Raw genomic sequence first — 26,948 nt, 5'->3', positions numbered from 1 at the left:
TGTATTAAATTACGGAACCTAACAACCTTGATCCTCATACGCAACGTGCTAAAAACAATTGCTTTCACAACCTGCTGCCTGTTGCTGATCTTTAACATGGCCGTTGCACAATCCGATACGCTTAAATGGCATCCGGGAATCAAGTTGAAATTCAGCGATTTTACCATTGATCAATCCACAACGCATGCATTTGCGGATATCATTGTCTATTACGATTATTCCTCTTCGCCGATGAAATTCGGCCGGTACTTTCCGCTCACCCATGCCGATGCCATCTTCAACCGGAAAACGGCGAGCCTGCCCGATTCAAGCGAAAAGAATTTGCGTTATGCGCAGCTGCTGTTTGATCTGTCGGGGTATGAAAGCAGGCTGATCAAGTTAAAAGCAATGGAACTGGGCGAACTCAACGCAAGGAATGCGCCGGTGAAACAGACCATGGACGACATTTTTTTCAAGGTAAACAATGAAATTTCCCTGCTGAAAAAAGACATGACCGAAAGCATTTCAAAGTCCGGAGATGAACAGGTATTATCCGAGTGGGAAGCAAAAGTGGCTGCCTTGCTGCAAAGCACACCTGAAGTAATCACAGAAACCACTCTGGGTAAATGGCAGGTCGGTATGTTTATGGGCATAGCGCAAAGCTACTTTTCAGGTAAATCCAGTCATTATTTTACCACGGCAACGGGGCTGGACTACGGCCTCAATGTGGACCTGAAAAGATCAAGGCTGGTATTTGACGTGAACCTGGATTTTAACAAAACAAAAATCGGGTTTGAGCAAAACGGAAACTGGCAGACAGGAATGAAAACGCATTTTGCTTCGGTGGAAATCACTTATGGCTTCAAGCTTCCCAAAAACAAATGGCTGGCTGTTCCCTATGCCGGTTTGTCGCTCAATGAACTCACGCCACGAAGGCCGAGCGATGAAGACAAGCGATCCCTGGACGGAGCTGGTCCGGTTATCGGCCTGGAGATCAACCGTTTTTTCGGAAATATGACCGATTCCTGGGAAAATGTCAATCTTTTCTATAAATGCCGGGCTTCTTTCAACCCTGCCAATTTGATTAAGGATAACGGCGGTACCCAGTTCAACCTCAAAATCGCAGTCGGTTTCGATACCCGGCGCGTGAAAAGCAGGCTTGCAAAGAAAATGTAGCGGCTATTTCCGGTTCCTGCTATATGAATGGCTTTTTCCCCGGCTGCTTTTATTTGAACCTTTGCATTTTGCTGATACAGAAAGACATCCGTGAATGATGAGCATGTAATTATCTGGATGCCCACTTGATCATATCAGTATATAAATCAGCAACCGTCTGGCCTGAACTTTTATTTTTATATAAGCGCAGGAGTTCCTGATTGAATTCTCTGAACCTTACGAAGCCGCGGGAATTGACCATGTTGTTTTCAATATGGGCACTCATGATTTCAAAGGCCTCTTTGTTAAGAATATCGGAATAATATAATGTAACCAGCCCGTAGTTCATGTATTCTTCAAAACAAACCAGGCTGTTATTGTATCCGGCTGAGGGTTTTCCGGCTGTAATCCATCTGGATAAATCATTGAATGCAGCATGAATCGTTTGCGAATGCTTTTCCGCTTCAGGGTTCAGGTATGCATGATTAAGTTCCGTAAATGCAATCATCATACGCAGACCTTGCCGGATATCGCGGGACTGTTTCAGATCCTGGCTGTTCAAAAACGGAAAGTTGACATGTGCCTGTGCCTCGGAAAAATGATTATCATTAAAAAAGGAAGCGGATTGATTCCATCCAACCAGTGGTGAAAAAATGACTTTGACAGCCGAATATTTTGTGCCTGGAAACTCTTTTTCAAGCCAGCTTTTCATATTGTCTGCTTTGATGTAATTCCTGTAATCTTTTATCAGTCCGGAGTAATAATCCAGATGTTTTTTATAAAATGCACGATATCCGGCTTTTTCAGAAAAGGTCTGAAGCATAGGCACATAAGGCTGCAATTCGTTCCTTTCTCCTGATGCAATACGGTCATACACACCTGTATTTCTGATCTGATTTTCCGAAAAGCCAAATGCGTAACTATCCATTTTCAGATGTTGATAGAAAAAACCCGGTGAAAGTTTGAGCAGTGAATCCATAACCTGTACGACAGGATCACGGTTATACTGCTGAAAATGCCCGATTACGGTCTTATAGTAGTCTGTATCTTTATAAATGGCATTCGTTTTACCATATGCGGTTAATGCAAAAATGATGTTAACCAACTCATATACTTCCGGAATCTCGATAATGATTTTGTCCTTGTTTTCTGCTTTATACTGATCCGTAAAAGTGGCCGGTTTCACCAGTTTCTGAACGGTAAAAGTACAGGTTACCGTGTCTTTTCCGGATTCTCTTATTATTTGAAAAGAAGTATTTACATGGGGCCTGAGTATCATCGAAATCGAATCTGATTCGGATACCAGCGCAAGTACAGCTGAATCTTTTTCAACCACAAAGCTGTAACTGAATCGGGAACCCAGTTTATTAACACCGTTGAACTCATCCTGCTGATTATCCAGGTACATAATCAGACTGTCCGAAGATGTATGCAATGCAGGAACCAGCACGTTTTGTGCCAATGCAGCTGATCCTTCCAAAAAGGTGATGAAACAGATAACAAGTAGTCTTATGCAATTGTCAGCCATATTTTAAAACAAAATTTCCGGTAATAATCTGAACAGTCAATTAGCGTCTTTTAAAAAAATTCCATTGTACTTGTCAGCATCGGTATTTTACCACAGGCAGTCGGGAAATTACGGCTGATTAACCTTGGCAATAAATACCGGCTCCACCTGATACCCTTTTGCCCGCAGTAAGGAAATCAGACCTGTTTTGTACCAGAGATGAAGTGCGCCGACGGCGATCAGACATCTGTTTTGGGAAATCCCCGATTCGATCTGAGGCATCCAGCTGATGTTCCTTTCGCGGCTTGTATGGCTGCCTATCAAAGAAACACTTTCCGGGTCCTCTTTGTCCAGCTGGTAATCCAGGTTCATTTTCTTGTAATCGTACAAAAACCTGCCTGCGGTATAAGATGTATCTGAAAGGTTCCATCCGGGATAATCTCCTGTCTTGCTGGCTTCCACGAACCGGGAAAGTATTTCTTTGCCCCGTTCTTTGTCCTTGCTCCCGAATTCCAGGTTTTCAATTGCGTCCAGCGCCGTTACTTTCTTTTGCTTGTTTTTGAAACCTGTGTACAATTCCCGGTCCATGCAGGGAAGCGTTACACCTTGTTTACTTTTGTCGCTGAGGAGCGTCATCAGAATGGCACTGCTTAATTCCCAGACGTTCATTTCCAGCGCATCCTGATTGTTCGTAATTCCTTCTCCTACCCGGGCCACAAAAAAGGAATCCAGCGTCGCGTACTGCCGGGCAGTCAGCAAGTCAACTGCCCTTATTTTTACCCCGGCCCGGTTTACAGAATCGGCCTGTTTATTGTTTCCGAAAATGGCCTTGTCGTTATCGCCGTAGAATTCGGTCATCAACACATCAGCGGAGTCGATCACCGACCTGATTTCGGGAAAATCATTAAGCCATTCTGCCGATACCACGTGATTGATTCCGAGCAGATAGGACGGCTGCGGCATACCGCTTTTGGAAACTTTCCATAATAGTGTCTTCGGGCTACTGTTTTCCGCACTCTGACGAATTTTTTCCGGCGTGTTTCCGAAAGGCAGGTTTTCACCAAAGAAAAGCCATGTGCATAGGAAAGTGAATATAAGTTTCATAACGATCCTGACCAGAATGGAAGTTCAGTAATTGTACTTGCTCAATCTTTTATAAAGCCGGGATAAAGGTTGCTTTACTCCTGCCTGTCATACGGTACTTCCACGCTTTTGACAGTTCCGGTGCGTACCGGTTAAAACCAGGGCAAAAATCCGTCCTGACTTCTTTTGAAACCATTTTGCTCTTATACTGACAACTAGTTCAGCTGCCTGCAACTATTCAACTATAATCACCCATACTATATGGATAACCGTTCAAAATAAAAGTTCTATTTCATCATGACAAGCTTTTATTTAATCCTGTTATAGTTTAATTGATCTTACAGGCACGCACACCTCAAACTAATTACAAGCTTTTATCCAACTATTCTGTTTGTGCCTAAAATCCGGATAAAATTTTACTTTCAAATAAACGGACGGGTACAACCTATTGGAAATAACTGTATCTTAACCCTGATCTCATTCGCTCCGGTGTGATTTCAAGGCTTGTGCAAACCCGGACTATGAAAGGATTGCTGCCATTTACCGTTGATGCAAAAAACAGCAGATAACCGCATTTGAATCGTATCAACTGCAAATAAAGTAAATTCGGATTCGGGCATATAGCCTTTTATGCAATAGCTATGGCCTTCTGTTTCTGCTGAATGGCAGCTGTCAGTCAGGCAGTACTGCCGGGAAGCGTACCAAGTGGAATTTGTTGAAATAAAAACAGGAATATCAGTGATTAAAAACAACCGCAATCATCGGTTATATTCCTGTTAGATAAGAATAACCCATATAGAATAATAACGATCTGATTGAATACGGGCTGGCCACGAAATGGTTTATGGCTTGAAATGCTTTTTGCCGGATCTGCAATCTTATTATCCGGTAAAAAATAGCTTCAATCGCGGCTACCCGTAATTTTATTGGATATCCGAGTGTCTGGCGGCAAGTGTTGACTGGTGAGATGTCGGCATTAAAGCAAACATCATGGCCTGATTACTTTTTAAATTATTTCTACATGATTATTGATTTCAATGATGACAGTGCTCCGCTTGGATTGGAGGCGGATATATGTATAATCGGCAGTGGCGCAGCTTCACTCGCAATTCTTACCAAACTGTACAATTCTTCGTACAAAGTCGTAGTCCTGGAAGCCGGCGGAGAGCAGATTACCGATCAGAATCAGGAACTGTACAAGGTAATTACGCCCTTTAGCTCTTTTGAAGGAGCAAACAATGGCCGCTTCCGTGTATTTGGAGGCTCCACTACCCGCTGGGGCGGACAATCGCTTCCGCTCGACAGGATCGATTTTACCCGGCGCGACTGGCTGCCCAACACCGGCTGGCCTATATGCTACGATTCCCTGCACAAGTATTATGCAAATGCAGACCGCTTTCTCAACCTGGATCCGACCGGCTATGAAAAAGACATTTTTGCATTGCTGAAAGAGAAGCGCCTGAATACCATGGACGAACTGCAATTCAGGTTCTCCAAATGGAGCCCGCTGCCAAACCTGCGGGAACAGTACCGCAAGGAAATCGGGAAGTCCGCGCATGTGACGCTTGTTAAAAATGCCAATGTTACAGACCTGATGCTCACGCCCGATCACTCCGGTGTGGAATCGGTCGTTTTCAAAAATTTCAGTAAAAAGACCGGGACCATAAAGGCCAAACGCTATGTGCTGGCTTGTGGCGGCATTGAAAATGCCCGGCTGCTTCTGGTTTCCGATACGCAGCTCCCGAACGGAATCGGCAATGGGAATGGCCTGGTCGGGCGTTTCCTTCAGGATCACCCGCGTGCAGAAGTCGGATCGCTGGTTTCCGGCAAAAAACAACAATCCTATCTCAACTATTTTTACCTGGGAAAAACGCGTATCATGCCGAGATTTTTCTTTTCCGATGATTTCCAGAAAAAGCACAGCATGCTGAACAGCAGCGCATTTGTTGAGTTTTACACACAAGAAAATGACGTATTTACAATCGCCAAGGAAATTTACAGAAAACAGATCAGAGGCCAGCTTACATGGAAAGAGTTTCAGCTGGCATTGAAGCTGGTAAAAAACCTGCCCGAACTTCTGCTCATCGCCAAGCATTATTATATTAACAGGAAAGTGTATACGCCCAATGCAAGGGCCCGCCTGAATGTGATGACGGAATCGCAGGCGCTATGGGAAAACAATGTAAGCCTGAGCAGCGACGTGGATGCGCTGGGCATGAGGCGTGCCGTCATCAACTGGACGATCGATGAAAAAGTACGGCATACTTTTCTGACTGCCACTGAACTGATCAGCCAGTATTTCACGACAACGGGTTTGGGAAAAATCCAGGTCGATGACTGGCTTTATACCGACGACTGGAAAGCATATATCAGAGATTCCAAGCACCACATCGGTACCACCCGAATGGCCCTTTCGCCCAAAGAAGGAGTTGTGGATGAGAATTGCAGGGTTTTCGGAACCCGCAACCTGTACATGGCGGGCAGCTCGGTATTCCCGACCAGCGGACAGTCCAATCCGACGACCACGCTCATCGCACTGGCTTTTCGCCTGGGCGATCATTTCCTGGAAACAAAATGACGATTAACAGTTAATTTTACCACCATAAGCAGTAACAAACCACTTAACCCGCAGTAACCCGTACCGTATCATGAGAAAAGTTGAATTGGTAAAAAATATCCAATCTTCGGCACTAGGCTTCGGCTGCGCACCGATCCTTGGTGCCGTAGATGGAAAAACAGCAAAAAGAGCCATTGATTGTGCACTGGACTGCGGCATCACCCACTTTGATCTCGCCCGTTCCTACGGATATGGAGAAGCCGAAGAATTTGTTGGAAAAATCCTTAAGAAACACCGGGGCCAGGTTACAATTGCTTCCAAATTCGGTATCATGGCCAACTGGAAATCCCAGCTGCTGAAACCGTTGAAACCGCTGGTCCGGTATCTCCGAAGCGGCAGCAACAAACTGGATCTTGTACCCAAAAAACAGCCTGCCCGCATGAACCAGCCTTCCAAAGGCGCCGATATGTTCCATGACCGCATTCCTTTTCGCGGAGCGGATATGCGTCGCAGTCTCGAGAAAAGCCTGCGTGCACTTGACTCCGATTACCTGGATTATCTCTTCGTCCACAATCCGCTCGAATCTCTGGTGCATATTGACGAACTCAGCGAAACGGCTCAGCAACTGAAAGCGGAAGGTAAAATCCGGGCATGGGGAATCGCGTACAAGCGTTCCCTTCAGCAAATGCACGAGCCCTATCTGGACCGCTTTGATTTACTTCAGTTCGATAATTCTGTAGGCAGCGATGGTTATGACGATCTGGTTAGAAACCGTGGAACAAAGCCGAACATCTTTTTTTCACCCTTGCGCGGAGCTGCTAAGACCATGAAGCCAGATGAAATTTTCCAGCAGCTTTTTACTGATTTTCCCGACACGGTCATTCTTAGCTCCATGTTTAATGAAAAGCACCTTCAGGCAAATGCGTCGCTGGTGCGTTAAGGATTATTCTGACTGTACAGTAACATTCAGGTAAAAGCAACCGGTTGGGATTACCGTTGCTTTTACCTGAATTACGGTCATTTCCCGAACCGGAAAGGAAGCTGCTATTCCTTGCTAACCGGTACCAGGGAAGGATTCTCGCGCTGGCTGAGCATTTGTTTGTACCCGAATACCTTTTCAATGCCGATCAGCAGGTTGGAACGGTGCCGTACAAGCTTTTTCAACACATACAGGGTATATTTCCAGCCAAATGCGTGCGACCTGCCAAGGTAGTAAAGCACCGATTGCTGGTATTTGCCTTTACCAATGGAGCGGAGAAAATCATTGGCTGTAAGCACGGCCTGAAACCTGGCATCAAAGTGTTCGCGGCTGAACGAATTGCTGATGCTGTTCGGCGTTACGGTTATGGTATAAAGTACTTTGGTTGTGGCCGCAATTTTCCGGGCCCGGAAGCCGCAGTTCATGGAAAAGAAAATATCATTGGAGGCCAGGATTTCCTGAAACCGGATCTTGTGCTTCTCCACCATTTCCCGCCTGATCAGTTTTGCCCAGGGCGGATTGAAATAGTACTTCAATGCATCTTCATGGTCGGCAGTAGGGTTTCCGGCATAATCGGTGACCAGCTTGTGGTACCGATGATGGCGGTACGCAGTCCGGTGCATGTCATTGTTGAAAACACTGGTCGTACCGAAAAATACCACATCTTCCTCTGCGTTGTAAAACGGACTGATCAGATCCAGCAGACCGTCAGAGAAAAAATCATCCGCGTCTGCGAACAACAACCATTTTCCCGAGGCATGCCGAAGAGCCTTGTTTCTTGCACTTCCGGCTCCTTTTGCCGCTGTTTCAAACAGGACATTTACTTCCCTGCCGAAGTCATGATCCCTGAGCTTTTGCTGTTGCTCATCCCGGCTGCTGTCGTCAACAATGATAATCTGGATATCATCCGAGACCGGAATGGATGCCAGCAGGCGTGTTAGCAATTCAAATGAATTTTTATGAGGAATGATAATGGAGTACTTCTTTTCTGCGGATGTACCGGCAAGGCTTGGATGGGCAGCAATAGAATGTTCAGACATATTCGGGCTTGAAAAGGACTCCTTCAAGTCTGGCCGTGTACCGTACTGTATCTGGAATGCAGCTGCTGATACGCCAACTAAACCAAGGCAAATGTTGTGGAAAGTGCTATAACGCTTGTAATGATCAACGGCTGATTTTCCCTGACCATCTTGCATCGTTATGCTGCAAATATAACAAGCACAATTCAGAAATACGGATATCGCGCTTGTAAAGCTTTCCGTAAAGTAAGTTCCGGGCACTGATTTCATTTTTCGGACTGCCGAAACGGATTCTACAGCGTACAAATTCAGGTTTGCTCGATGCTTTCGAAAAAGGAAATTATATAAAAGGCTTTATACAGATGACAAAAGCCAGGCAACCTTTCGGGATCGCCTGGCTTTTTCGGATTACTCAGCATGACAGCAGAATCAGATCAAATCCGAATCCGGTGCATCAGTAACCGGGATTTTGCACCAGCAACGGGTTCAGCTGCAATGCCACTCGCGGAATCGGGAAAATACGGTGGTTAACATCCGAATCGGTTTTGAAGCCCCATTTGCCTTCAAATTTCCCAAACCGGATCATGTCATTTCTTCTCCATCCTTCCCATGCAAATTCACGCGCTCTTTCAGCGTAAATGAATTCAAGGTCGACAGCAGATAAAGGTGCCGAAGTTGTTCGTTGTGCTCTCAGCTGGTTTACAAGCGAAAGTGCTGTCTGCCCCTGCGTTAGTGCTCCGCCCCGCAAGATTGCTTCCGCTTTCATCAAAATGACGTCCGAATACCTGAAAATCGGAATGTCGTTATTCTGGTTCCGGTTCAGCGAAGTGGCATCCGGATAAAACTTCATGTTGCGGTACCCCATGTGCCAGGCGATTTCATCATTACCCGCATCAAAAGCCGATACGCTTTGACGAAGGACAACGTCGGGCGTCAGATTGACCTGATAAGTCTTCGGAGCCGAAGGGCTGTCGCCGCTGTAAAACTGATCGTATCCGATGTTGGTCGTGGTGACCGTAACCGGAGTAACGCCATCGTTCATGAACTGCAGGCCGGTGAGCCATTGTCCGTTCCGGATGTCTCCCTTGTCATTGAAATTGGCATAATATTCCGGCAATGTGCTCGCGCTTCCCGCCGGCGTAAACGGCAGACCGAATTTCTTGACCTCGCTTCTCGGAATGTCGTAACGGGAACGGTTGTTGACACTGCGGAAAGGAAAAGTGTTGGTTTGCGCCGGGTCGTAAGGGATTGCAAAAACAAACTCTTTCATTTGCGGCCCGTTCGTCGGGTAAAACATGCTCAGGTAACTGCTTCTTGGTTCCAGCGCGTACAATCCAGACGCCATTATCTTGTCGCAGGCGGCAATACAATCATCGTAACGCTTTGTGCCGGTATAATACTCGGCGTTCAGGTACATTTTAGCCAGCAAGGCATTGGCAGTCCATTTATTGGCGCGGCCGTAAGTGGAAACACCCGATATTTCACTCAGATTCGGCAATGCTTCCTGTATTTCTTTTTCGATGAAATTGAAAACTTCCAGCCGTGTCGAATTTGGCTTAGGCGAAAAATCTCCGTATTCGGTATAAATGGGCACATTTCCGAAAGCATCCATCATCATGAAATAAGCAAATGCACGCACCATTTTGATCTCGGAAATGCTGGTGTTTTTCGCTGCTCCTTCCGGTTGCTTGTCTTCCAGTATGGAAATCGTCTGGTTTGCAACACCGATAATGGTCGAGAGCCACGACCAATGCCCGTTGAGGTACGTGTTGTCCACCGTCCAGGTATGGTAATGGAGCGTCTGGTTTTGTCCGCCGTCGTACCAGTTTCCGCCTCTTGCGGGCATAATGCCTTCATCGGTGCTGTAAGATGCAATCTGGAATGCTTCTGCTCCGAAATTTCCTCTCAGGGCAACGTAAACAGGTCCCGAAGCGGAAATGAACTGCTCGTCCGTACTCGGAAAAACGTCCGTGGTCAGCTCGGTGGTTACCGGTACATCCAGGTCATGACAAGAAGCCATGGCGGCAATCACCAGCGTGGAAAGGAATATATTTCTGTATGATTTTTTCATAATGGTTTCAAAAATTAGATCGATATATTCAGGCCAAAAAGAAACGTGCGGGTCTTCGGGTAAAAGTTGTTGTAATCCACTCCCGGCGCAATGCCGCCCTGATTTACCTCAGGATCAATGCCTGTATATTTGGTAATGACAAACAGGTTATTCACAGAAGTATAAACCCGCAGGTTTTTGACAAATGGACCCAGCTTCCTGAAATTGTACGCCAGCGTGGCATTGTCAAGCCGGATAAAACTTCCGTTTTCCAGAAAACGCGAGGAATAAACGTATGCATTGAAATCCTTTACCGATTCGTCCGCCGCATCCACAAGAATATTGCTGTACTGTGCGGTGCTCGGCCTGAACAGATCGGCACGGGTTGCATTGAAGATCTTGTTCCCGAATGCGCCTCTGATGAATACATTCAGATCAAAGTTCCCGTATTTCATGCTGTTGTTCCAGCCCATCAGCAATTTGGGCTGCGAGCTTCCGAGGTAATGATAGTCCTTGCCAACGACCGGCGTAGTGGTGAGGCTCCCGTCGGCGGCCACAAACTGCGATACGCCGCTTTCATCTTTTCCCGCATAAAGAAAAGCAAAGTACTGCCCCAAAGGACGGCCCGATTTCAGGATCTGCAAGGATCTTCCGGACTGGCCGCCGCCTTCCGGACGTGACAACAACACCGAATCGCCGCCTGCAAACAACGGGTTGGTCAGACTTGTGATCACGTTTTTGTTATGCGCAAGATTGACGCCGCTTGTCCAGCTGAAATGGGCCTTGTCAACAATTTTCGCACTCAGATTGAATTCAATTCCCTTGTTGTTAACGCTTCCGCCGTTGGCCACAATGCTGCCGGACGGAACGATAATGCGGTCTACGGTATAGGAATAAATCATGCCTGTCGTGTTCTTTTCATACAGTTCCAGTGATCCGTTGATCCTGCTTCCGAATACCGAAAAGTCCAGACCGATGTTGGAAGTTGCCGTTTTTTCCCATTTCAGATCCGGGTTTTCGGATTTTGTAGGCCCGAATGCACCCGTAAGGGTACCGTTGTAGTAATACGTTCCCAGGCTTCCGGATATAAACTGTGCGGTGTAAGCATTGAAGCCGGTCGCGTTTCCGGTCACTCCGTAGCTCGCCCTCAGTTTCAGATCGCTGAGCACATTCTGGTTTTCCATAAAACTTTCCTGACTGATCCGCCACGCAGCGCCGACCGACGGAAAATATCCCCACTGGTTATTGGCCCCGAAAACCGAACTGCCGTCTCTCCGGATCGAGCCCTGCAGTAGATACTTGCTTTTGTAATTGTAATTGAATCTTGCAAAGTCCGAAATCAGCTGGGTTTCCTGAAAAATACCATCCGGCCCGAAACTGATCTGATAACCGGGCGTACCGTATGGATTGCTCAGCGCCAGATTGTTGTAAGTGATATTGTCAACAGGCAGGTTGCTGGTCGTTACCTGAAACCCTTCGCCGATCCGGTTGTTTTGCCAGGAATAACCGATGACCGCGTTCAGGGAATGATCGCCGAATTCCTTGTTCCAGGTTAAATACGTTTCCAGGATCTTGTTGGTATTCTGATAAGAACTTCTGCTTGCCTGACCGTTTTTTCCGAACGACTGCACGGCATGAAAACCGAGACCCGGATCGGGATTGTCGTACATGTTGTTATAGTTGTTCGTAAAATATTTGTTGTAATACGAACCCTGCAATGCGGTTGAATTCAGGTAGGAAATATCCATGTTGTAAGTAAGCCCGAAAGGCAGTTCCAGCTGTGTTTTGAAGCTTCCGATGAGATTGTTCGTCTTGGTATTCATCTCACTGTTGTGGATCATCGCCACCGGATTGTAGTAATTCGTATTCTGAAAATTTTCAAAATAGGAACCGTCTTCATTCTTGACCGGCGAAACCGGCAGATAGGAAGCCGACTGAAGCAGCACGGTGTTGCGGTACGGAATGTCGTCGGCATTGCTTTGCGAGTTCGTAACAGAAAAACCGAATTTCAGTTTGTCTTTCAGTGCACGCTGCTCGATGGCCAGACGCCCGATAAACCGGCTCAGCGAACTGTTGAGCAGAATACCGTCTTTCTTGACATAATTCAGACTTGCACTGTAAGTCGTGTGCTCGCCGCCGCCGTTAAAAGACAGGTTATGGTTTGTTGAAATGGCCGTTTTTTTCTGAATGGACGATTGCCAGTCGGTATTGGCACCTTTGTCGTCGGCGGGCGAAAAGCCTACATCATTTTTTTCCAGGAAAGACCTTAACTGATCGGCCGACATCATATCGAGCTTGCTGGAAATTTTTTCAATGCCGATGTATGAATTATACGAAATCTGCATCTGGCCTGCTTTTCCTTTTTTGGTTGTGACCATAATCACGCCGTTTGCTGCGCGGTTACCGTATATGGCCGTGGCAGCCGCATCCTTTAATACGTCGATGGAAGCGATGTCGTCTGGCGCAATGGTGGAAATGTCCGCGCCCGGCACGCCGTCAATCACGTAAAACGGACCTTGTGCACTGTTGATCGTGGATGCGCCGCGCATGACTACGGCTGCCGGCCGGTTCGGGTCACCGCTCGCCGTAATGTTCAGGCCCGGCACTTTGCCCTGGAGCAGCTGGCCTACGTCCGTGATCGCTCCGCGGTTAAGTTCTTCAGTTTTGATGGTGCTTACCGCGCTCGTGAGGTTTTTGCGGGATTGCTGGCCGTAACCCACAACGGCTACTTCGTTCAGTGTCGTATTGCTTTCCGAAAGTGTGACGGATAGCGTGCTTTGTTTTCCAACCAAAATTTCCTTTGTATCAAACCCGATGTAGGAAAAAACAAGTACGTCCGTTTCCGCGGCATTGACGGAGAAATTGCCTTCCATGTCCGTCGTCGTTCCCAGTTTGCTGGCTTTCACAATGACCGTCACGCCGATCAGCGGCTTTCCGTCCGAGCCCAGCACCTGGCCTTTGATGATTTCAAGGAGCTGCTTTACAGGCGCTATGGCCTTAGTTTCCTTTCTGGCCTGCAAAACCACGGTCTGGTCTACAATGGCATATTCCAACGGCTGGTTTTTCAATACTTTTGAAAGCGCGTTTTCCAGATCGCTGTCCTTGATGGAGACCGTGATCTTTCCGGCTTTCAGCATCAGCTCAGACTTGTACCAGAACGAATAGCCGCTCTGCCTTTCTATGTCTTTCAGAACCTTTTCCAGCGATGCATTCTGTGCAACCAGCGTGATTTTCTGGGCTGCGCTGTTGGCACTCACCTGCATGCAGAAAGCAAGGCAAAAAATAAAGATCAGTTTCATTACCAAAAATGTTCTGGTGGCCCGGAGACTCCGATAACAGTCGGCTACACATGACAGTCCGGGTCTCTTTTGGATAAAAGAGTTGTGATTCATACTTTTGTTTTGGGTTGGTACTAAACGGTTTGCGAATAATTGTTGGGTAATGCCGGCTCTTTACAGGCGGGAGCGGTTGCAACGTTCCCGTTCTTTTTTTCAGAGACAGCGCCTGTTTTTCAGGTTTCTGCGGATGTCTATGCTGTCATATTTGCTGCTTTGGTTTACGGGGTTACGATAATTGATTTTTCTTTAATTCTGAATTTTACGCCGCTGAGCGAGAGTATTTTCAATACGCGGGAAACATTGCCGCTGCGGGGCAGCTTTCCTGTAAAAGTTTCCTTGCCCGGATTACCTTCGTAAGTCACCTCCACATCGTACCACCTGGAAATCTGCCGCATGATATTTTCAAGATTGTCGTCCTCAAACTGGAAATAGCCGTTTTTCCATGCCATTTCCTTTTCCGTATCCACATCACTGGCCACCACGATACGGTCCGAAACAGCGGTAATCCGCGCCTGCTGACCGGGCGTCAGCAGGGCCGACTTTCCTGCACGGCTTACTTTTACGGAACCTTCCATCAAAGTGGTTTTGATCACCTTTTCATCCGCATAAGCCATTACGTTGAAGTGTGTTCCAAGAACGGCAATCCGGGTTTCACCCGTTTTTACAAGAAATGGCATTTTTGCGTTGTGCGCCACTTCAAAATATACCTCGCCGGTAATTTCCACGCTCCGCTCTTTTCCGCTGAACGCAGTCGGGAATTTCAGACTGGAGGCGGCGTTGAGCCAAACGCTGGAACCGTCCGGCAAAACAATATGAAACTGGCCGCCTTTGGGCGTTGTAACCGTATTGAAGACAGCGGCTTTGTCGGCATTTCCGGAAGTGTTGTAAACCAGTTCCCCGGCTGCGGACTTTGTAATGCTCGTATTTCCCTGACTGGCCAGACTGCCGTTCTTGGCACTGTCGAGCATAATGCTGGAACCGTCGCCCAGCGTAAGCATGGCCTTGTTCCCGCCGGGCGGAATGTCGGCCAGTTCAGGTTTAGGAGCCCGTTGCTGCGCAAGCCGGTCCTGATCTCCGCGCGACCACCAGTATAACCCGACTGCCAAAATGATCAGGGCCGCCGCAGCCATTTTCGGCCAGAGGTAACGACGTACTGGCGTACCGGTTTCAGTAATTTCTTCCGAAGGTTCTTCCGGAACGGCAGGGATCATGTTGCCCAGAATCCTGTCAGAAACCTGCACGGGCATTTTGGTTTCACTTTCAAACCCGTTCCATTCATTTTCGAGCGCCTCTGTGATCACTTCGTCCGGGTTCTGCTTTATCCATACCGCGAGTTCCTGCTTTTCAGCTTCACTGCAGGTTCCGGCAAAGAATTTCCCCGTCAGGTATTTTATCCTTTCTGTATACATAAATTATATTTCGCCCTTTTGAAACCAGACAAATCTTTCTCATGCAGAAATCAGCTATGACCAAATAAAAGACAAACGGGAACTGCGCAGGGACTAGCCGGATGTAAAAAAATCTGAAATTATTTTCCGAAGAAAGCTGCAAGCGCCAGAAAAAGGAATGTATCGGAGTGCCGCCGAAGCTGCGTACGGATGGTCGACATGGCCTGTACCATGTGGTTTTTAACGGTATTCGGAGAAATTTTCAGTAATTCCGCGATCTCTTCATGGCTCCTGCCCTCCTGCCGGCTGAGCTGGTAAATCGTCTTTTGCTGCGCAGGAAGTTTGTCAATAATCGCACTGAGCAGCTTTTCGGTTTCATTCAGCGCGACCAGATCTTCCGTTGCATTGTGCGAGGGATCGGCCTGGAACAATTCAGAAATCAGCAGTGTTTCGTGAGACATTCTCCGGAAATGATTGATCGCATGGTTTTTGGACATCCGGAACAGGTAACTTCCAAAATTGTCAATGCCTGCAAGTGACGCATGCTCGTTCCACAACTTCATGAAAACATCCTGAACAATGTCTTCAGCAAGCATTTCCGATTCCGTAAGTCGCAGCACATACGCATATAACTTGTTTTTGTACAGATGAAAAAGCAAAGTAAAAGCGCTTTCGTCACCTGTTGACGACAGCATCAGTAACGCTTTCTCGGAACCTGCGGGCTGTTCGGACACTTTGCTTTTTACAATATTTTATTCAATAATATACTAAAAATAAGAAAATTATATATTTATAATGGATAAAAGCGCATCTGATGCAGGAATGTGCTCCATTGCCGGCCTGACCGGCCTGGCCAGGTGCCTGATCCAAAAACCAGGAATGCCATTCGAGAAGAATGCGGCGTGGTTTCGGTTGCACGTGAGCAACGACCTGCCTGCATTTATGAAATATCTTGAAAACATGCTAAATTGAGCAAATTGAAAATCTTTACTGATGCAAAAAACCAAAATCACCATACTGGGCGCCGGTTTCATCTCCGATATCCATCTCGAAAGTTATCATCGGTTTGTACCCGAGGCAGAAATAGTGGCCGTATATACCCGCGATTCTGAAAAAGCAAGAGCATTTGCGGAAAAGCACCAGATCGGTCTGTGGTATGATGATTTGGAACGGGCGATCAGCGAATCGGGGTGCGACATTGTGGATATCTGTCTTCCCAATTTCCTGCATGCCAAAGCAACCCTGCTCGCCGCCAAAGCCGGAAAGCACATCATTATCGAAAAGCCGCTGGCCGTTACGCTGGAAGAGGCCGATCAGATGCTGACTGCCTGCCGTGAGGCAGGCGTGAAACTGATGTATGCCGAAGAATTATGTTTTGCACCCAAATACGAACGCGTCCGTCAGCTGGTGACAGAAGGAGCCATTGGAGAGATTTACATGCTGAAACAATCCGAAAAGCATTCCGGACCGCATTCCGACTGGTTTTATGACATCAATCTGTCCGGCGGCGGCGTATTGATGGACATGGGATGCCATGCGCTGGCGTGGTTCCGCTGGATGCTGGGCAACAACCCGGCAGCAAGCGTTTACGCAACTATGAAAACAGTTCTCCACCAAGGCCGCACGCTCGGCGAAGATAATTCCGTAGTGATCGTCGAATTTGAAAATGGCGTGACGGCCGTGGCTGAAGACAGCTGGGCCAAACACGGCGGCATGGACGACAAATGCGAAGTACATGGCCTGGGTGGCGTTGTTTATGCAGACTTGTTTATGGGCAATGCAGCCGTTGCATACAGCCGCGAAGGTTACGGCTATGCCATGGAAAAAGCCGATACCACAAAAGGATGGAGCTATGCGGTTTTTGAAGAAGCGTTCAACCAAGGTTACCCGCAGGAACTGAAACATTTTGTGGATTGCGTACGCCAGGATAAAGCGCCTTTGGTAACCGGGGAAGACGGACGGGCCGTGCTGGAAATCATCTACGCAGCGTATGCATCAGCAGGAACAGGCAGGAAAGTAATGCTTCCGTTTGCACCGAAAGTAGAAAAGCCGGTCGATCTCTGGCTGTCGCCCCGGTAATTTTCAGCTTCACCGTTTTTTAGTTTTAAAATACATCATTCAGGATGCAGGAAAATACATTTGATGCAATTGTGATCGGTTCGGGCATCAGCGGCGGATGGGCTGCCAAGGAACTTTGTGAAAAAGGACTGAAAACCCTCGTTTTGGAAAGAGGAAGAAACATCGTACACAATCAGGATTATCCTACCGCCCACAAAGCGCCCTGGGAACTGGAACACCGGGGACGTATGCCGCACCGGTTTCTGGAAGAAAATCCGCTTATTTCCAAAGCAGCCGGCTTTGAGGAAGCGACTGCCCATTTTTTTATCAAAGACAAAGATCATCCGTACGTTCAGGAAAAGCCTTTTGACTGGATTCGCGGCTACCAGGTTGGCGGAAAGTCACTGACCTGGGGCCGGGCAACGCAGCGGTGGAGCGATTTCGAGTTTTCGGCTCCCGCGCGTTTCGGTTACGGGCTCGACTGGCCGATCCGGTATGCCGACGTTGCGCCGTGGTACTCACACGTGGAGAAGTTCATTGGCATCTGCGGCAGCAAAGATGGCATCGAAGCCATGCCGGACGGCGAATTTCTTCCGCCATTTGATTTTAACTGCGTGGAATCCGCCGTTCAGCAAGCTATCAAAAAGAATTACCCCGACCGGTTTATGGTGCATGCCCGGTGGGCACATCTGACGCAGCCCCGGGAAATCCATCTGAAACAGGGACGCGGCCAGTGCCAGGCGCGCAACATGTGTATGCGCGGATGTCCGTACGGCGGCTATTTCAGTTCCGTTTCCTCCACCTTGCCCTGGGCGCAAAATACCGGCAATCTTACTATACGGCCTCATTCCGTGGTGCATTCCATTATTTATGATGAGAAGGCAGGCAAGGCCAAAGGTGTCAGGATTATTGATGCCGAAACGCATGAAGCGACGGAGTTTTTTGCAAAAATTGTTTTTGTAAATGCTTCCGCGCTGAACTCCAACCTGATCCTGCTGAACTCTACTTCCGGAAGGTTTCCGGACGGGCTGGGCAACGATAACGGCCTGCTTGGCAAATACATCTGTTTTCACAATTACCGCGGGTCGGTCAGTGCGGGTATGGACGGGTTTCTGGATAAATACTATTACGGGCGCAATCCTACGGAACCGATTATTGCCAATTACCGGAACCTTCATAAACAGGAAACGGACTATTTTGGCGGGTTTACCACATTCACAGGCGCATACCGCGCGCGCCAGAATGCCGGGTCAGCCGAAGTGCCTTTCGGACAGGAACTGAAAGAAGCTTTTACCAGACCGGGAGGATGGCGGACTTACATGTACATGCAGGGCGAGACCGTTCCCAAAGCGGAAAACCACGTGAGGCTCAGCACCGATAAAGTCGATGAATGGGGAATTCCATTGCTGGTTACTTCCGTAGGCTACGACGATAATGACGAAAGAATGCTGAAAGATTTTCTGAAAGAAAGCACGGAAATGCTCGAAAAAGCAGGCTGCAAAGACATTGAAGCGCATGACAGCAAACAGCCTCCCGGCCTGGACATCCATGAAATGGGCGGCGTAAGGATGGGAAAAGATCCGAAAACTTCGCTTCTCAACGAATGGAACCAGCTGCACCATTGCAAAAACGTGTTCGTAACGGACGGCGCCTGCATGACCAGCACAGGAAACCAGAGTCCTTCCATCCTTTATATGGCGCTTACGGCAAGGGCTGTGGATTATGCAGCCGGCGAATTAAAAAAAGGAAACCTGTAGTGTCGCGCGTATATTATCTCGGCAAAACCATTGGCATACGCTTGTGAAATGGCTTTATGAAATTCCGTATACAGCGGAACTGAAAATTTTGATAACGCTTTATTACAAGGACTTAATTGAAACTGGCTCTGAATTCCAGCGGAGATAACTGGGTTTTGGACTTGAAAAATTTGTTGAACGACTGCGGATGCTCAAAGCCCAGCTGATATGCAATTTCCCCGACCGTAAGATTGCTGATCGTCAGGTTTTCTTTAGCCTTTTCGATCAGCCGCATATGAATGTGCTGCTGTGTGTTGTGGCCTGTCAGCGTCCGCAGCAGGTCACCCAGGTATTTTGGTGAAATATTCAGCTGCCCTGCAAGAAACTGCACCGTTGGCAAACCTTTCAGCAACGCGGTCTGATCATCGAAATAGGCATCCAGTATGTTGTCCAGTTTTTCCAGCAATGCATGGTTCAGGGGCTTTCGGGTAATAAACTGTCGCTTGTAAAACCGCTGACTGTAACTGAGCAGCAATTCTATCTGCGAAATCAGCACATCCTGACTGACGTCATCGATGGCCGTTTTCAGTTCGTCATCCATGTTTTTTCCGATTGTGCTGATGATCGCTCTTTCCTTGCCGGCAAGGTGCAGCGACTCATTGACAGCATAACCGAAAAAACCGTACGTTTTGATTTTGGCATCCAATGGATAATTCCGCAGGAAATCGGGGTGAACAAGCAAGGTAAAACCGGAACTTACAGCAGCCGTTTCCAGGCCAGTCAGCGGCTGTCCGGGCGACGTGAAGAACATGCCGCCTTCTTCAAAATCGTAAATCGTTTGTCCGTACCGCATCCGGCAGCCCGCCGATTCATTATAAGTAATGTTGTAGAAATCCATCACAAACGGAAGCGCCAGCATCTCGCGCGTAATTTCCACTTTACTGTAATCCAGCATGCTGATCAGCGGATGCAAAGGACGCGGCAACCCGAAAGCGAGCTGCATTTCCGTGATAGAATGAAAAACGCGGAGTTTATTTCTCTGTTCCATTATAAATTCTTTTAACTGCCGGTAAATATGGAAATGATTTTACCGGCAGTGTCATCATTATGTTCGAATGTAATTATGCCAGCATTTTTTTCATTGCTTCCCTGAACGCCTCGTCGCCTCCGGCAAGCCGCTGCGCATACAGGCTTTTTGCATCTTCACCGCATACATAACGCAGGGTATTCCGGCCATCGGTCGCAGCGCCATACACGACTTCTGCAATCTGTTCTGCAGTGGTTACGTTTTCGCCATGTGCAATGAGTGCCATAAACCGGTTCATTAAATTTTCATAGGCAGGATGGGAAACAGTCACGGACCGGTCCCCGATTTCCGTTGCAACCAGGCCGGGTTCAATCGTTTTGATGCCGATGCCCACTTCATTTAATTCATACGACAGGCTTTCGCTCCATCCTTCCAGCGCCCATTTGCTTGCATCATACATGGAACTTACCGGAAATCCCATCAGCCCCGCCGATGATCCCGTCGTGATGAAAAGCCCGGTACCTTTTTCCCGGAAATAAGGAATAAAAGCTTGTGTTACACGCACTACACCGAAAAAATTCGTTTCCATCTGTGCCACAAGCTGCTCATCTGTAATGGCTTCCAGCACGCCCAGCAGCGCATATCCTGCATTGTTGAAGACCACATCAATCTGCGTTTGTGCCAGCGCCTTCTGCACGGTTTTCCTGATTTGCACCGGATCGTTTACATCCAGCGGCAGCAGCGTTACATTTTCAAGCAGATTCAGCTCTTTCTCGTTTTCCGGCTTGCGCATGGTAGCGATCACATGCCAGCCTTTTGCGGCAAAAAATTTGGCAGTTGCTTTTCCTATTCCGGCCGATGCGCCTGTAATAAAAATGGTCTTTGTCATCTCTGTTTATCTGATATTGGAATGCAAATCTCCTTAAATGACACAGGTTGTTTGTAGCGAAACCGGAGTATTTTGTAGCCAAAATGATAAGCTGAATCTTCCTGTAAAATCTTTTTGGCTGCTTTCGCCTAAAAAGCAGCTGACAAAAGGAATAAGTTCCGCCCTGCTTTCTGCAACCTGGTCCGGAAATGGGAAATAAAGCAGATCCTGAAAGCCATGAACCGCTCTTTCCGGAATGATACAAAACGGCTTGTATGCTGCATCCTTTTCTTTTTAATGCATTGGCTAATCAGCTCAATGCAAATGAATCTTATTTTACTCGGAATCAAAGCAGGCATATCTCAGATTATTTATATAGATAGCGACATCGTGCTTTTTAAAGCTGCCCGCACCTTCGTTCCGGGACAAATCATACAAAAAACCGGCACTTTGATCAATCCGGGAAATATTTCGGAATGGGTTGTAAAGCATAAGCAAATACAGGTTTTATCCGGCACCGGAACGCAGCAGATTTACCGTTAAATAAATTTGTATTGCCGGTAGCATGATTTTTCTAAATTACAACCTGTAACTATGAATCTACTTAACCGACAATCCGATGAAGAATCCTTTACTTCGCAAACCCCTAGTTAAATTTTTCCTTTCCCTAATCGTATTTGCGCAGGCAAGTGTTTTTGCCCAGCCTATAATCCAATGGGACAAAACCATTGGCAGCAACGGTTATGATGATCTCAAATCGATTATGCAGGATGCTAACGGTGAATACCTGCTGACTGGTACCGGCGCATGGGCACCAGTCAGCGGTGACCGCACGCAGGCCGGCCTTGAGGAAGATCCCTGGATCGTTAAACTCAGGCCCGACGGGACAAAGAAATGGGATGACATCGTTACGCCTCTTTCCGGCCCGGACTGGGTTTACATGGCAGTAAGGACAAGTGACGGCGGACTGGCAATTGCCGGCAGTACGGAAACGGCCTATTTTATACGAAAGCTCGACTACCAGCGAAACGTACAATGGGCTAAATACTTTTCTTCAGATTCCGATGCCGGAATTGAAATTGGTTTTGGTGAAATTCATGAAACGGCAGACGGCGGCATTATCGTGGGCATGAGCAGTACAGGCGGCGCAAAGCCGGCGCAGGGAAAAGACGAAGCAAGTGTTGGCGGTTATGATTACTGGATCATCAAGTTTTCAGCGGACGGTCAGGTTCAATGGAACAATACAATCGGAGGAACCGGATCGGATATTTGCAGAACGGTCCGACAAACAGCGGATGGCGGCTACATTGTGGGCGGCTCCTCCAATTCCGGAATAGGTTTTGACAAAACAGAAGCACCCGTTACCGGCAGTGATATGTGGATTGTGAAGCTGGATGCCAACGGAGTAGTTAGCTGGGACAAGACGCTCGGAGGCCCCGCTCCTACCAGCCTTATTCAAACGGCCGATGGCGGATACGTTGCGGGTGGTTATTCATCGGCAAACGCCGGCAGTGACAAATCCGAGAATTCAAAGGGCGGCGTGGACATGTGGATCGTCAAACTTACTTCGTTCGGATCAATTGTCTGGGACCGGACTATCGGCGGTACCGGCGATGACTATTGTCTTGCAGTAATCGAACAGCCGGATGGCAGCATCGTTGCAAGCGGCCAGACCAATTCGGGAAGCGGCGGTGACAAGACAGAGGCCAGCTGGGGCTTGACGGACATGTGGGTTGTAAAACTGAGCGGAAACGGAGTAAAAGTCTGGGACAAGACATTGGGCGGTTCGCTGGTTGACCGCGCAGAAAGAAACTCGCTGATTTCAACGCTGGACGGCGGGTTTATTGTCGGAGGAACGTCAGGCTCCAATGCGAGCGGTAACAAAACGGAAAATTCAAGAGGAGGTGATGACTACTGGGTTGTAAAATTTGCTCCCGAACCGTCCCTTGCTGCGGGCCCGATCCGGATCAATGCAGGCGGACAGGATTTTACGACCGCTACCAAAAAACTGTTCATTGCTGATCGGTATTACGCCGGCCTGGACCGCACCAGCAGCATTGCAAGCGGAGATATCCTGAATACAAGTAATGACGTGCTTTACCGTTCTGCCCGCTGCTCGCCTTCGTTCAGCTACAATATTCCGGTTCCCAATGGCGAAGTAAGCGTATACCTGCATTTTGCAGAGACTTACTATGGCGCTCCGGGCAAAAAAGGCGGAGCCGGCAGCCGGCAGTTTCATGTCAACATGGAAGGCAGCCGCAAACTGACCAACTATGATATCTTCGTCAGAGCCGGCGGAGCCATGCGTGCTACGGCAGAAACCTTTACGGTTAATGTTACAGATGGCGTGCTCAACATTGATTTTCTGACCGGCGCAACGGACCTGCCCAGAGTCTCGGCCATTGAAGTGATTCCTGTTTCCGGTTCAACGCTGAAACCGGTTGCAGATGCTTATGTACGCGATGGCAGTTACAGTTTCACGAACTATGGCTTGGCTTCAATCCTGGATATAAAGAACAACATCAGCGATTTTTCAGCAAAGCGTTCCTCCTACCTTCGGTTCCAGTTACCGTCAGCTGCGGCTGTCACATCTGCCAAACTGCGTATTTACGGGCATAACCATGAAAATACCAAAAGCATTTCGGTACATGCATACGGCGTTGACAATGACACCTGGACTGAAAGCGGCATTGTCAGAAGCAACGCCCCGACGGTATCCACACTTTCACTGGGCTACGTTGCAGTTGATAATACTTACAAGTACTATGAAATAGACGTGACCAGTTATGTAAAAGCACAGCAGCAATCCGGTGAAACCCTGGTCAGTCTGTCTTTGGCCGACCCGAACAATCGCAATACCCGACTGGTATTTAACAGCAAGGAAAACAGCTCCAATCCTCCCCAGCTGATTGTTCAGACTGCACCGGTTATCAATAGCAATACGCGGATAAGCAACGAAGAAATCAGCTCGAACCTGGAAGCAGAACCGGAGCCTTCATCGGTTTACCCCAATCCGGTCAGAAAGCAGTTTACCGTGCAGCTGTCTGCAAAACACAGCGAAAACATTTCCCTTGACCTGCTAAATCATGCAGGCCGGAATTACCAGGTAACAACCGCAGAAAAAGCAACAGCCGGGCAGAAAGTGGAAGTGGATATTTCCGGTCTGTCGCTCAGTTCCGGAATTTACATGCTGAAAATACATTCGGAAGCAGCAACGGAAGTGATTAAGGTTCTGGTGACTGAATAGTCCTGAAATAGCAGGTTTACTTACTTTGCGAGGATTTAAAAATACCTGACTTTACGACTGCAGAATAGCTCCAATGCAAGCCATGTTTGCATTGGAGCTATTCTGCTTCACCGTTAAATAGGTCACATAACAGATCCGCATGATTATTGCTCGGAATAATACTTTGTAACTATGAATTTACCTAACCAAAAATCTAAATGAAAAATACTTTACGTTTTAAGCGTTTTATCAAGTCCCTGCTTACTTTAATTGTCTTTGGACAGGCAAGTGTGTATGCCCAGCCTGCTATTCAGTGGGATAGAACATTTGGAAGTAATGGGCGGGAATATTTCGAATCTGTCAAGCAAACACCTGATGGTGGCTTTATTGCTATTGGTCATTCCGAATCCGGCAAAAGTGGTGACAAAAGCCAGGCCGGGTATGGCGGTACAGACATTTGGATTGTAAAGATGGCTGCTGATGGAACCAAGCAATGGGACCTGGCCCTGGGCGGGGATCAGGGTGAATCCAACGGTTATATTGAACTTACGCCGGATGGTGGATATATTGTTGGTGCAACATCCACTTCCGGAGTAGGTCCAATAAAAAGCCAGCCTCCCTATGGCACCGACTTTGAGGAAATGTATGATTACTGGATTATTAAGCTTAGTGCCAGTGGTACCGTTGAATGGGATAAAACAATTGGAGGTCCAAGGAGAGAGTTTCTTAAATCGCTGAAACCAACAAAAGACGGAGGTTATATTCTGGCAGGTGTATCCAGGTCACCAATTGGCAATGACAAAACCAAAGCACCATTAGCTTATCCAAATAGCTATGACCTATGGGTAGTAAAGCTATCTTCTTCGGGAGAAGTACAATGGGACTCTGTTCTGGGAACAGATAATTATGATGATGGTGGTGGCTACATTGAACAGACATCTGATGGTGGATATATATTGGGAGGTTATTTGAGCGTGGAGCTAAATTACCCAGGAGACTACTACATTGCCAAATTAAACCAGAATGGAGCTTTGCAGTGGGAAAAGACATACGGAGGTCCTGACTATGATCAACTTGAATCTGTATTGCAGACCAACGATGGCGGATACCTTCTGGGAGGATGGTCTTATTCTGGTATTGGAGGAGATAAAAGCGAAGCCAGTAATTACAACTCAGATTACTGGATAATAAAAGTTGATGCGAATGGCACAAAGCTATGGGACAAGACCATTGGTGCAGGATTACCTACTGATAACAGTGATGAGGTAAATAATGTAAGCCAGCTTCATTCGATGACCAAGACAAGTGATGGCGGATTTTTGCTGGGTGGAAGCTCCTATGGCAGTATAGGGCCTGACAAATCGGAGCCTTCAAGAGGGAAAGAAGATTTCTGGCTTATCAAGATAGATGCGAATGGCACAAAGCTATGGGACAAGACTCTTGGCGGAATTGGTAATGATGATATGAACTCGGTAGAACTAAGTGCTGATGGTGGTATTATCCTGGGTGGTACTTCTAACTCGACAAAGAGTTATGACAAGTCAGAAAACAGCTATGGAGGTGACGATTACTGGATTGTCAAAATGGCTCCCGAAAACCCGCCACTACCACAAAACCCGATCCGCATCAATGCGGGCGGACCGGAATTCATGACTGCTACCAAAAAGCTGTTCATAGCAGATAAATATTACGCCGGCATTGACCGTATCAGCTCCATTGCAACCGGCGATATTCCGAATACAAGCAATGACATATTATACCAATCCGCACGCTGCTCACCTTCGTTCAGCTATAACATTCCGGTTCCCAATGGCGAGGTAACCGTATACCTGCATTTTGCAGAAACGTACTTCGGGGCTCCGGGCAAAAAAGGCGGCAAAGGCAGCAGACAGTTTCACGTCAACATGGAAGGCGTCCGCAAGCTGACCAACTATGATATCTTTGCCAAAGCCGGCGGAGCAATGCTTGCCACAGCAGAAACCTTCACCGTCAACGTCACAGACGGCATGCTCAATATCGACTTTCTGACCGGAGCAGCGGATCTGCCCCGGGTTTCGGCCATTGAAGTCCTGCCTTCTCCACAGCGTACCCTCACCTTTGCTCCTGAGGAGGATGCCACAGTACGTGATGGAATTTACCAGAATCAGAACTTTGGCTCAGATCCCTTGCTTAGTATTAAAGGCTTTAACGGCACACCCCGGGACCTTCAGCGGGTAAGTTATTTGAAATTTGCCATACCAGGAATTACTAATGTCAAGTCGGCGAAACTTCGGGTGTATGGGAAAAATCACGAGAACATGGAAGGAGTAACGCTGGTTGCCGGGGGCGTTTTAGATGATTCCTGGACCGAAAACGGAATTACTAAAGCGAATGCTCCCTACGCCCTGAACCCGGCTGCAGAAGCAAGGGTGCAAGTCAACAGTGAAATGAAATACAGGGATTTGGACGTGACTGAATTTGTCAGATTACAAGCAGCCGGAGACAAAGTTGTGAGCCTCGCATTATCAACAGGCTCAATCCGGCTATTGAATTTCCATAGTAAAGAAAACCCGTCCGGCTTTGCACCTCAGCTGGTGATTGTAACAGATAATACGGCAAATCAGGTTACGCGTTTGGGAAGCGAAAGTGAAGAAGCATCTGAAAGTAACACAGCTCTCAGCTCGGTAATTTACCCTAATCCTGCCAAAGACCACATCATGCTGGAAGTCTCTTCCGGCCACAAAAGCGAAGTGGATCTGGAGTTGACAAACATGGCAGGCATGCAGTTCCAGTTGCAGCGTCCTGAGACCGAAGACAACTCAACCAGACTGAAAGTAGGCCTGCCCGGCCAGTTGCAGGCGGGTATGTATCTCTTGAAAGTACAGTCAAGGGAATTTTCAGAAGTGCTTAAAGTGCTTGTAACGGAGTAGTTAAACGCTAAAAAGCAGCATAAACAAAAAACGCCGCATGTCCATGATGGATAAGCGGCTTTTTTGTAG

At 47.6% G+C, this 26,948-nt stretch carries 18 protein-coding genes; 9 read left to right on the top strand and 9 right to left on the bottom strand.

Features of this window, described 5'->3' with window-relative positions; all coding sequences use genetic code 11:
* The first annotated feature begins 27 nt into the window (after positions 1 to 27).
* A complete protein-coding gene (locus tag FEM55_RS15570) occupies positions 28 to 1,155 on the top strand; it encodes a hypothetical protein (RefSeq protein WP_138282270.1) in 1,128 nt (375 codons plus the stop codon).
* Between the two features lie 109 nt (positions 1,156 to 1,264).
* Here FEM55_RS15570 and FEM55_RS15565 read toward each other — a convergent pair whose 3' ends face one another.
* Together FEM55_RS15565 and FEM55_RS15560 are read right to left on the bottom strand one after the other, a co-directional pair.
* Positions 1,265 to 2,614: a DUF4932 domain-containing protein gene (locus FEM55_RS15565; RefSeq protein ID WP_229209284.1), complete on the bottom strand. Its 1,350-nt coding sequence runs from the start codon at positions 2,612 to 2,614 to the stop codon at positions 1,265 to 1,267.
* 156 nt (positions 2,615 to 2,770) lie between these two features.
* The gene (locus FEM55_RS15560) at positions 2,771 to 3,745 is read right to left on the bottom strand and encodes a TraB/GumN family protein (protein ID WP_138282269.1); all 975 of its coding nucleotides are present in this window, start codon (positions 3,743 to 3,745) and stop codon (positions 2,771 to 2,773) included.
* Positions 3,746 to 4,745: 1,000 nt separating this feature from the next.
* Here FEM55_RS15560 and FEM55_RS15555 point away from each other — a divergent pair.
* Both FEM55_RS15555 and FEM55_RS15550 read left to right on the top strand, forming a co-directional pair.
* Positions 4,746 to 6,302 (top strand): GMC oxidoreductase, encoded by a 1,557-nt coding sequence (locus FEM55_RS15555; protein WP_171036574.1) that lies wholly within the window; start codon positions 4,746 to 4,748, stop codon positions 6,300 to 6,302.
* A gap of 70 nt (positions 6,303 to 6,372) precedes the next feature.
* Positions 6,373 to 7,221, top strand: coding sequence for an aldo/keto reductase (locus tag FEM55_RS15550; RefSeq protein ID WP_138282267.1), 849 nt, complete (start codon positions 6,373 to 6,375; stop codon positions 7,219 to 7,221).
* Positions 7,222 to 7,325: 104 nt separating this feature from the next.
* Here the strand turns inward: FEM55_RS15550 and FEM55_RS15545 are convergent, their stop codons facing one another.
* From FEM55_RS15545 to FEM55_RS15525, 5 genes are all read right to left on the bottom strand, one after another.
* Complete coding sequence (locus FEM55_RS15545) at positions 7,326 to 8,300, bottom strand: glycosyltransferase family 2 protein (RefSeq protein ID WP_171036573.1); 975 nt, start codon at positions 8,298 to 8,300, stop codon at positions 7,326 to 7,328.
* A gap of 433 nt (positions 8,301 to 8,733) precedes the next feature.
* Entirely contained in the window at positions 8,734 to 10,350 is a 1,617-nt protein-coding gene (locus tag FEM55_RS15540) for a RagB/SusD family nutrient uptake outer membrane protein (RefSeq protein ID WP_138282265.1), read from the bottom strand.
* A gap of 14 nt (positions 10,351 to 10,364) precedes the next feature.
* A complete protein-coding gene (locus FEM55_RS15535; RefSeq protein WP_171036572.1) occupies positions 10,365 to 13,628 on the bottom strand; it encodes a TonB-dependent receptor in 3,264 nt (1,087 codons plus the stop codon).
* 257 nt (positions 13,629 to 13,885) lie between these two features.
* Positions 13,886 to 15,076 (bottom strand): FecR family protein, encoded by a 1,191-nt coding sequence (locus FEM55_RS15530; RefSeq protein WP_138282264.1) that lies wholly within the window; start codon positions 15,074 to 15,076, stop codon positions 13,886 to 13,888.
* Between the two features lie 119 nt (positions 15,077 to 15,195).
* Positions 15,196 to 15,789 (bottom strand): RNA polymerase sigma factor, encoded by a 594-nt coding sequence (locus FEM55_RS15525; RefSeq protein WP_138282263.1) that lies wholly within the window; start codon positions 15,787 to 15,789, stop codon positions 15,196 to 15,198.
* Between the two features lie 61 nt (positions 15,790 to 15,850).
* On the opposite strand from FEM55_RS15525, the gene FEM55_RS25005 reads away from it, so the two are divergent.
* Genes FEM55_RS25005 through FEM55_RS15515 form a run of 3 tightly spaced genes read left to right on the top strand, consistent with a single transcriptional unit; the run spans position 15,851 to position 18,870 of the window.
* The gene (locus FEM55_RS25005; RefSeq protein WP_171036571.1) at positions 15,851 to 16,027 is read left to right on the top strand and encodes a hypothetical protein; all 177 of its coding nucleotides are present in this window, start codon (positions 15,851 to 15,853) and stop codon (positions 16,025 to 16,027) included.
* Positions 16,028 to 16,048: 21 nt separating this feature from the next.
* Positions 16,049 to 17,134 (top strand): Gfo/Idh/MocA family protein, encoded by a 1,086-nt coding sequence (locus FEM55_RS15520; protein ID WP_138282262.1) that lies wholly within the window; start codon positions 16,049 to 16,051, stop codon positions 17,132 to 17,134.
* A gap of 44 nt (positions 17,135 to 17,178) precedes the next feature.
* Positions 17,179 to 18,870 (top strand): GMC oxidoreductase, encoded by a 1,692-nt coding sequence (locus FEM55_RS15515; protein WP_138282261.1) that lies wholly within the window; start codon positions 17,179 to 17,181, stop codon positions 18,868 to 18,870.
* 112 nt (positions 18,871 to 18,982) lie between these two features.
* On the opposite strand, the gene FEM55_RS15510 is transcribed toward FEM55_RS15515, so the two are convergent.
* Both FEM55_RS15510 and FEM55_RS15505 read right to left on the bottom strand, forming a co-directional pair.
* Entirely contained in the window at positions 18,983 to 19,897 is a 915-nt protein-coding gene (locus tag FEM55_RS15510) for a helix-turn-helix domain-containing protein (protein ID WP_138282260.1), read from the bottom strand.
* Between the two features lie 73 nt (positions 19,898 to 19,970).
* Positions 19,971 to 20,765, bottom strand: coding sequence for an SDR family oxidoreductase (locus FEM55_RS15505; RefSeq protein ID WP_138282259.1), 795 nt, complete (start codon positions 20,763 to 20,765; stop codon positions 19,971 to 19,973).
* A gap of 303 nt (positions 20,766 to 21,068) precedes the next feature.
* Between FEM55_RS15505 and FEM55_RS15500 the strand changes: the two genes are divergently transcribed.
* The 3 genes from FEM55_RS15500 to FEM55_RS15490 all read left to right on the top strand — a co-directional run bounded on the left by FEM55_RS15500 (position 21,069) and on the right by FEM55_RS15490 (position 26,879).
* Positions 21,069 to 21,287, top strand: a complete 219-nt coding sequence (locus FEM55_RS15500; protein ID WP_138282258.1) for a hypothetical protein — start codon at positions 21,069 to 21,071, stop codon at positions 21,285 to 21,287.
* A 76-nt stretch (positions 21,288 to 21,363) separates the two neighbouring features.
* Positions 21,364 to 23,991 carry a CBM96 family carbohydrate-binding protein gene (locus FEM55_RS15495; protein WP_138282257.1) on the top strand — a complete coding sequence of 876 codons (2,628 nt, stop codon included), beginning with the start codon at positions 21,364 to 21,366 and terminating at the stop codon, positions 23,989 to 23,991.
* A gap of 197 nt (positions 23,992 to 24,188) precedes the next feature.
* Positions 24,189 to 26,879 (top strand): CBM96 family carbohydrate-binding protein, encoded by a 2,691-nt coding sequence (locus tag FEM55_RS15490; RefSeq protein ID WP_138282256.1) that lies wholly within the window; start codon positions 24,189 to 24,191, stop codon positions 26,877 to 26,879.
* Positions 26,880 to 26,948 lie beyond the last annotated feature (69 nt).

The sequence above is a fragment of the Dyadobacter sediminis genome, from assembly GCF_005860765.1.
Lineage (GTDB): Bacteria > Bacteroidota > Bacteroidia > Cytophagales > Spirosomataceae > Dyadobacter > Dyadobacter sediminis.
The sequence above is the reverse complement of the archived record's forward strand: the minus strand, read 5'-3'. Positions and strand labels throughout refer to the sequence as shown.

What these genes read in the sequence shown, in the direction of transcription:
- FEM55_RS15545 (WP_171036573.1), bottom strand. Translation starts at nt 8,300, where the DNA reads ATGTCTGAACATTCTATTGCTGCCCATCCAAGCCTTGCCGGTACATCC.
- FEM55_RS15550 (WP_138282267.1), top strand. Translation starts at nt 6,373, where the DNA reads ATGAGAAAAGTTGAATTGGTAAAAAATATCCAATCTTCGGCACTAGGC.
- FEM55_RS15505 (WP_138282259.1), bottom strand. Translation starts at nt 20,765, where the DNA reads ATGACAAAGACCATTTTTATTACAGGCGCATCGGCCGGAATAGGAAAA.
- FEM55_RS15495 (WP_138282257.1), top strand. Translation starts at nt 21,364, where the DNA reads ATGAAGAATCCTTTACTTCGCAAACCCCTAGTTAAATTTTTCCTTTCC.
- FEM55_RS15535 (WP_171036572.1), bottom strand. Translation starts at nt 13,628, where the DNA reads ATGAAACTGATCTTTATTTTTTGCCTTGCTTTCTGCATGCAGGTGAGT.
- FEM55_RS15490 (WP_138282256.1), top strand. Translation starts at nt 24,189, where the DNA reads ATGAAAAATACTTTACGTTTTAAGCGTTTTATCAAGTCCCTGCTTACT.
- FEM55_RS15515 (WP_138282261.1), top strand. Translation starts at nt 17,179, where the DNA reads ATGCAGGAAAATACATTTGATGCAATTGTGATCGGTTCGGGCATCAGC.
- FEM55_RS15520 (WP_138282262.1), top strand. Translation starts at nt 16,049, where the DNA reads ATGCAAAAAACCAAAATCACCATACTGGGCGCCGGTTTCATCTCCGAT.
- FEM55_RS15530 (WP_138282264.1), bottom strand. Translation starts at nt 15,076, where the DNA reads ATGTATACAGAAAGGATAAAATACCTGACGGGGAAATTCTTTGCCGGA.
- FEM55_RS15560 (WP_138282269.1), bottom strand. Translation starts at nt 3,745, where the DNA reads ATGAAACTTATATTCACTTTCCTATGCACATGGCTTTTCTTTGGTGAA.
- FEM55_RS15500 (WP_138282258.1), top strand. Translation starts at nt 21,069, where the DNA reads ATGAATCTTATTTTACTCGGAATCAAAGCAGGCATATCTCAGATTATT.
- FEM55_RS15540 (WP_138282265.1), bottom strand. Translation starts at nt 10,350, where the DNA reads ATGAAAAAATCATACAGAAATATATTCCTTTCCACGCTGGTGATTGCC.
- FEM55_RS25005 (WP_171036571.1), top strand. Translation starts at nt 15,851, where the DNA reads ATGGATAAAAGCGCATCTGATGCAGGAATGTGCTCCATTGCCGGCCTG.
- FEM55_RS15555 (WP_171036574.1), top strand. Translation starts at nt 4,746, where the DNA reads ATGATTATTGATTTCAATGATGACAGTGCTCCGCTTGGATTGGAGGCG.
- FEM55_RS15510 (WP_138282260.1), bottom strand. Translation starts at nt 19,897, where the DNA reads ATGGAACAGAGAAATAAACTCCGCGTTTTTCATTCTATCACGGAAATG.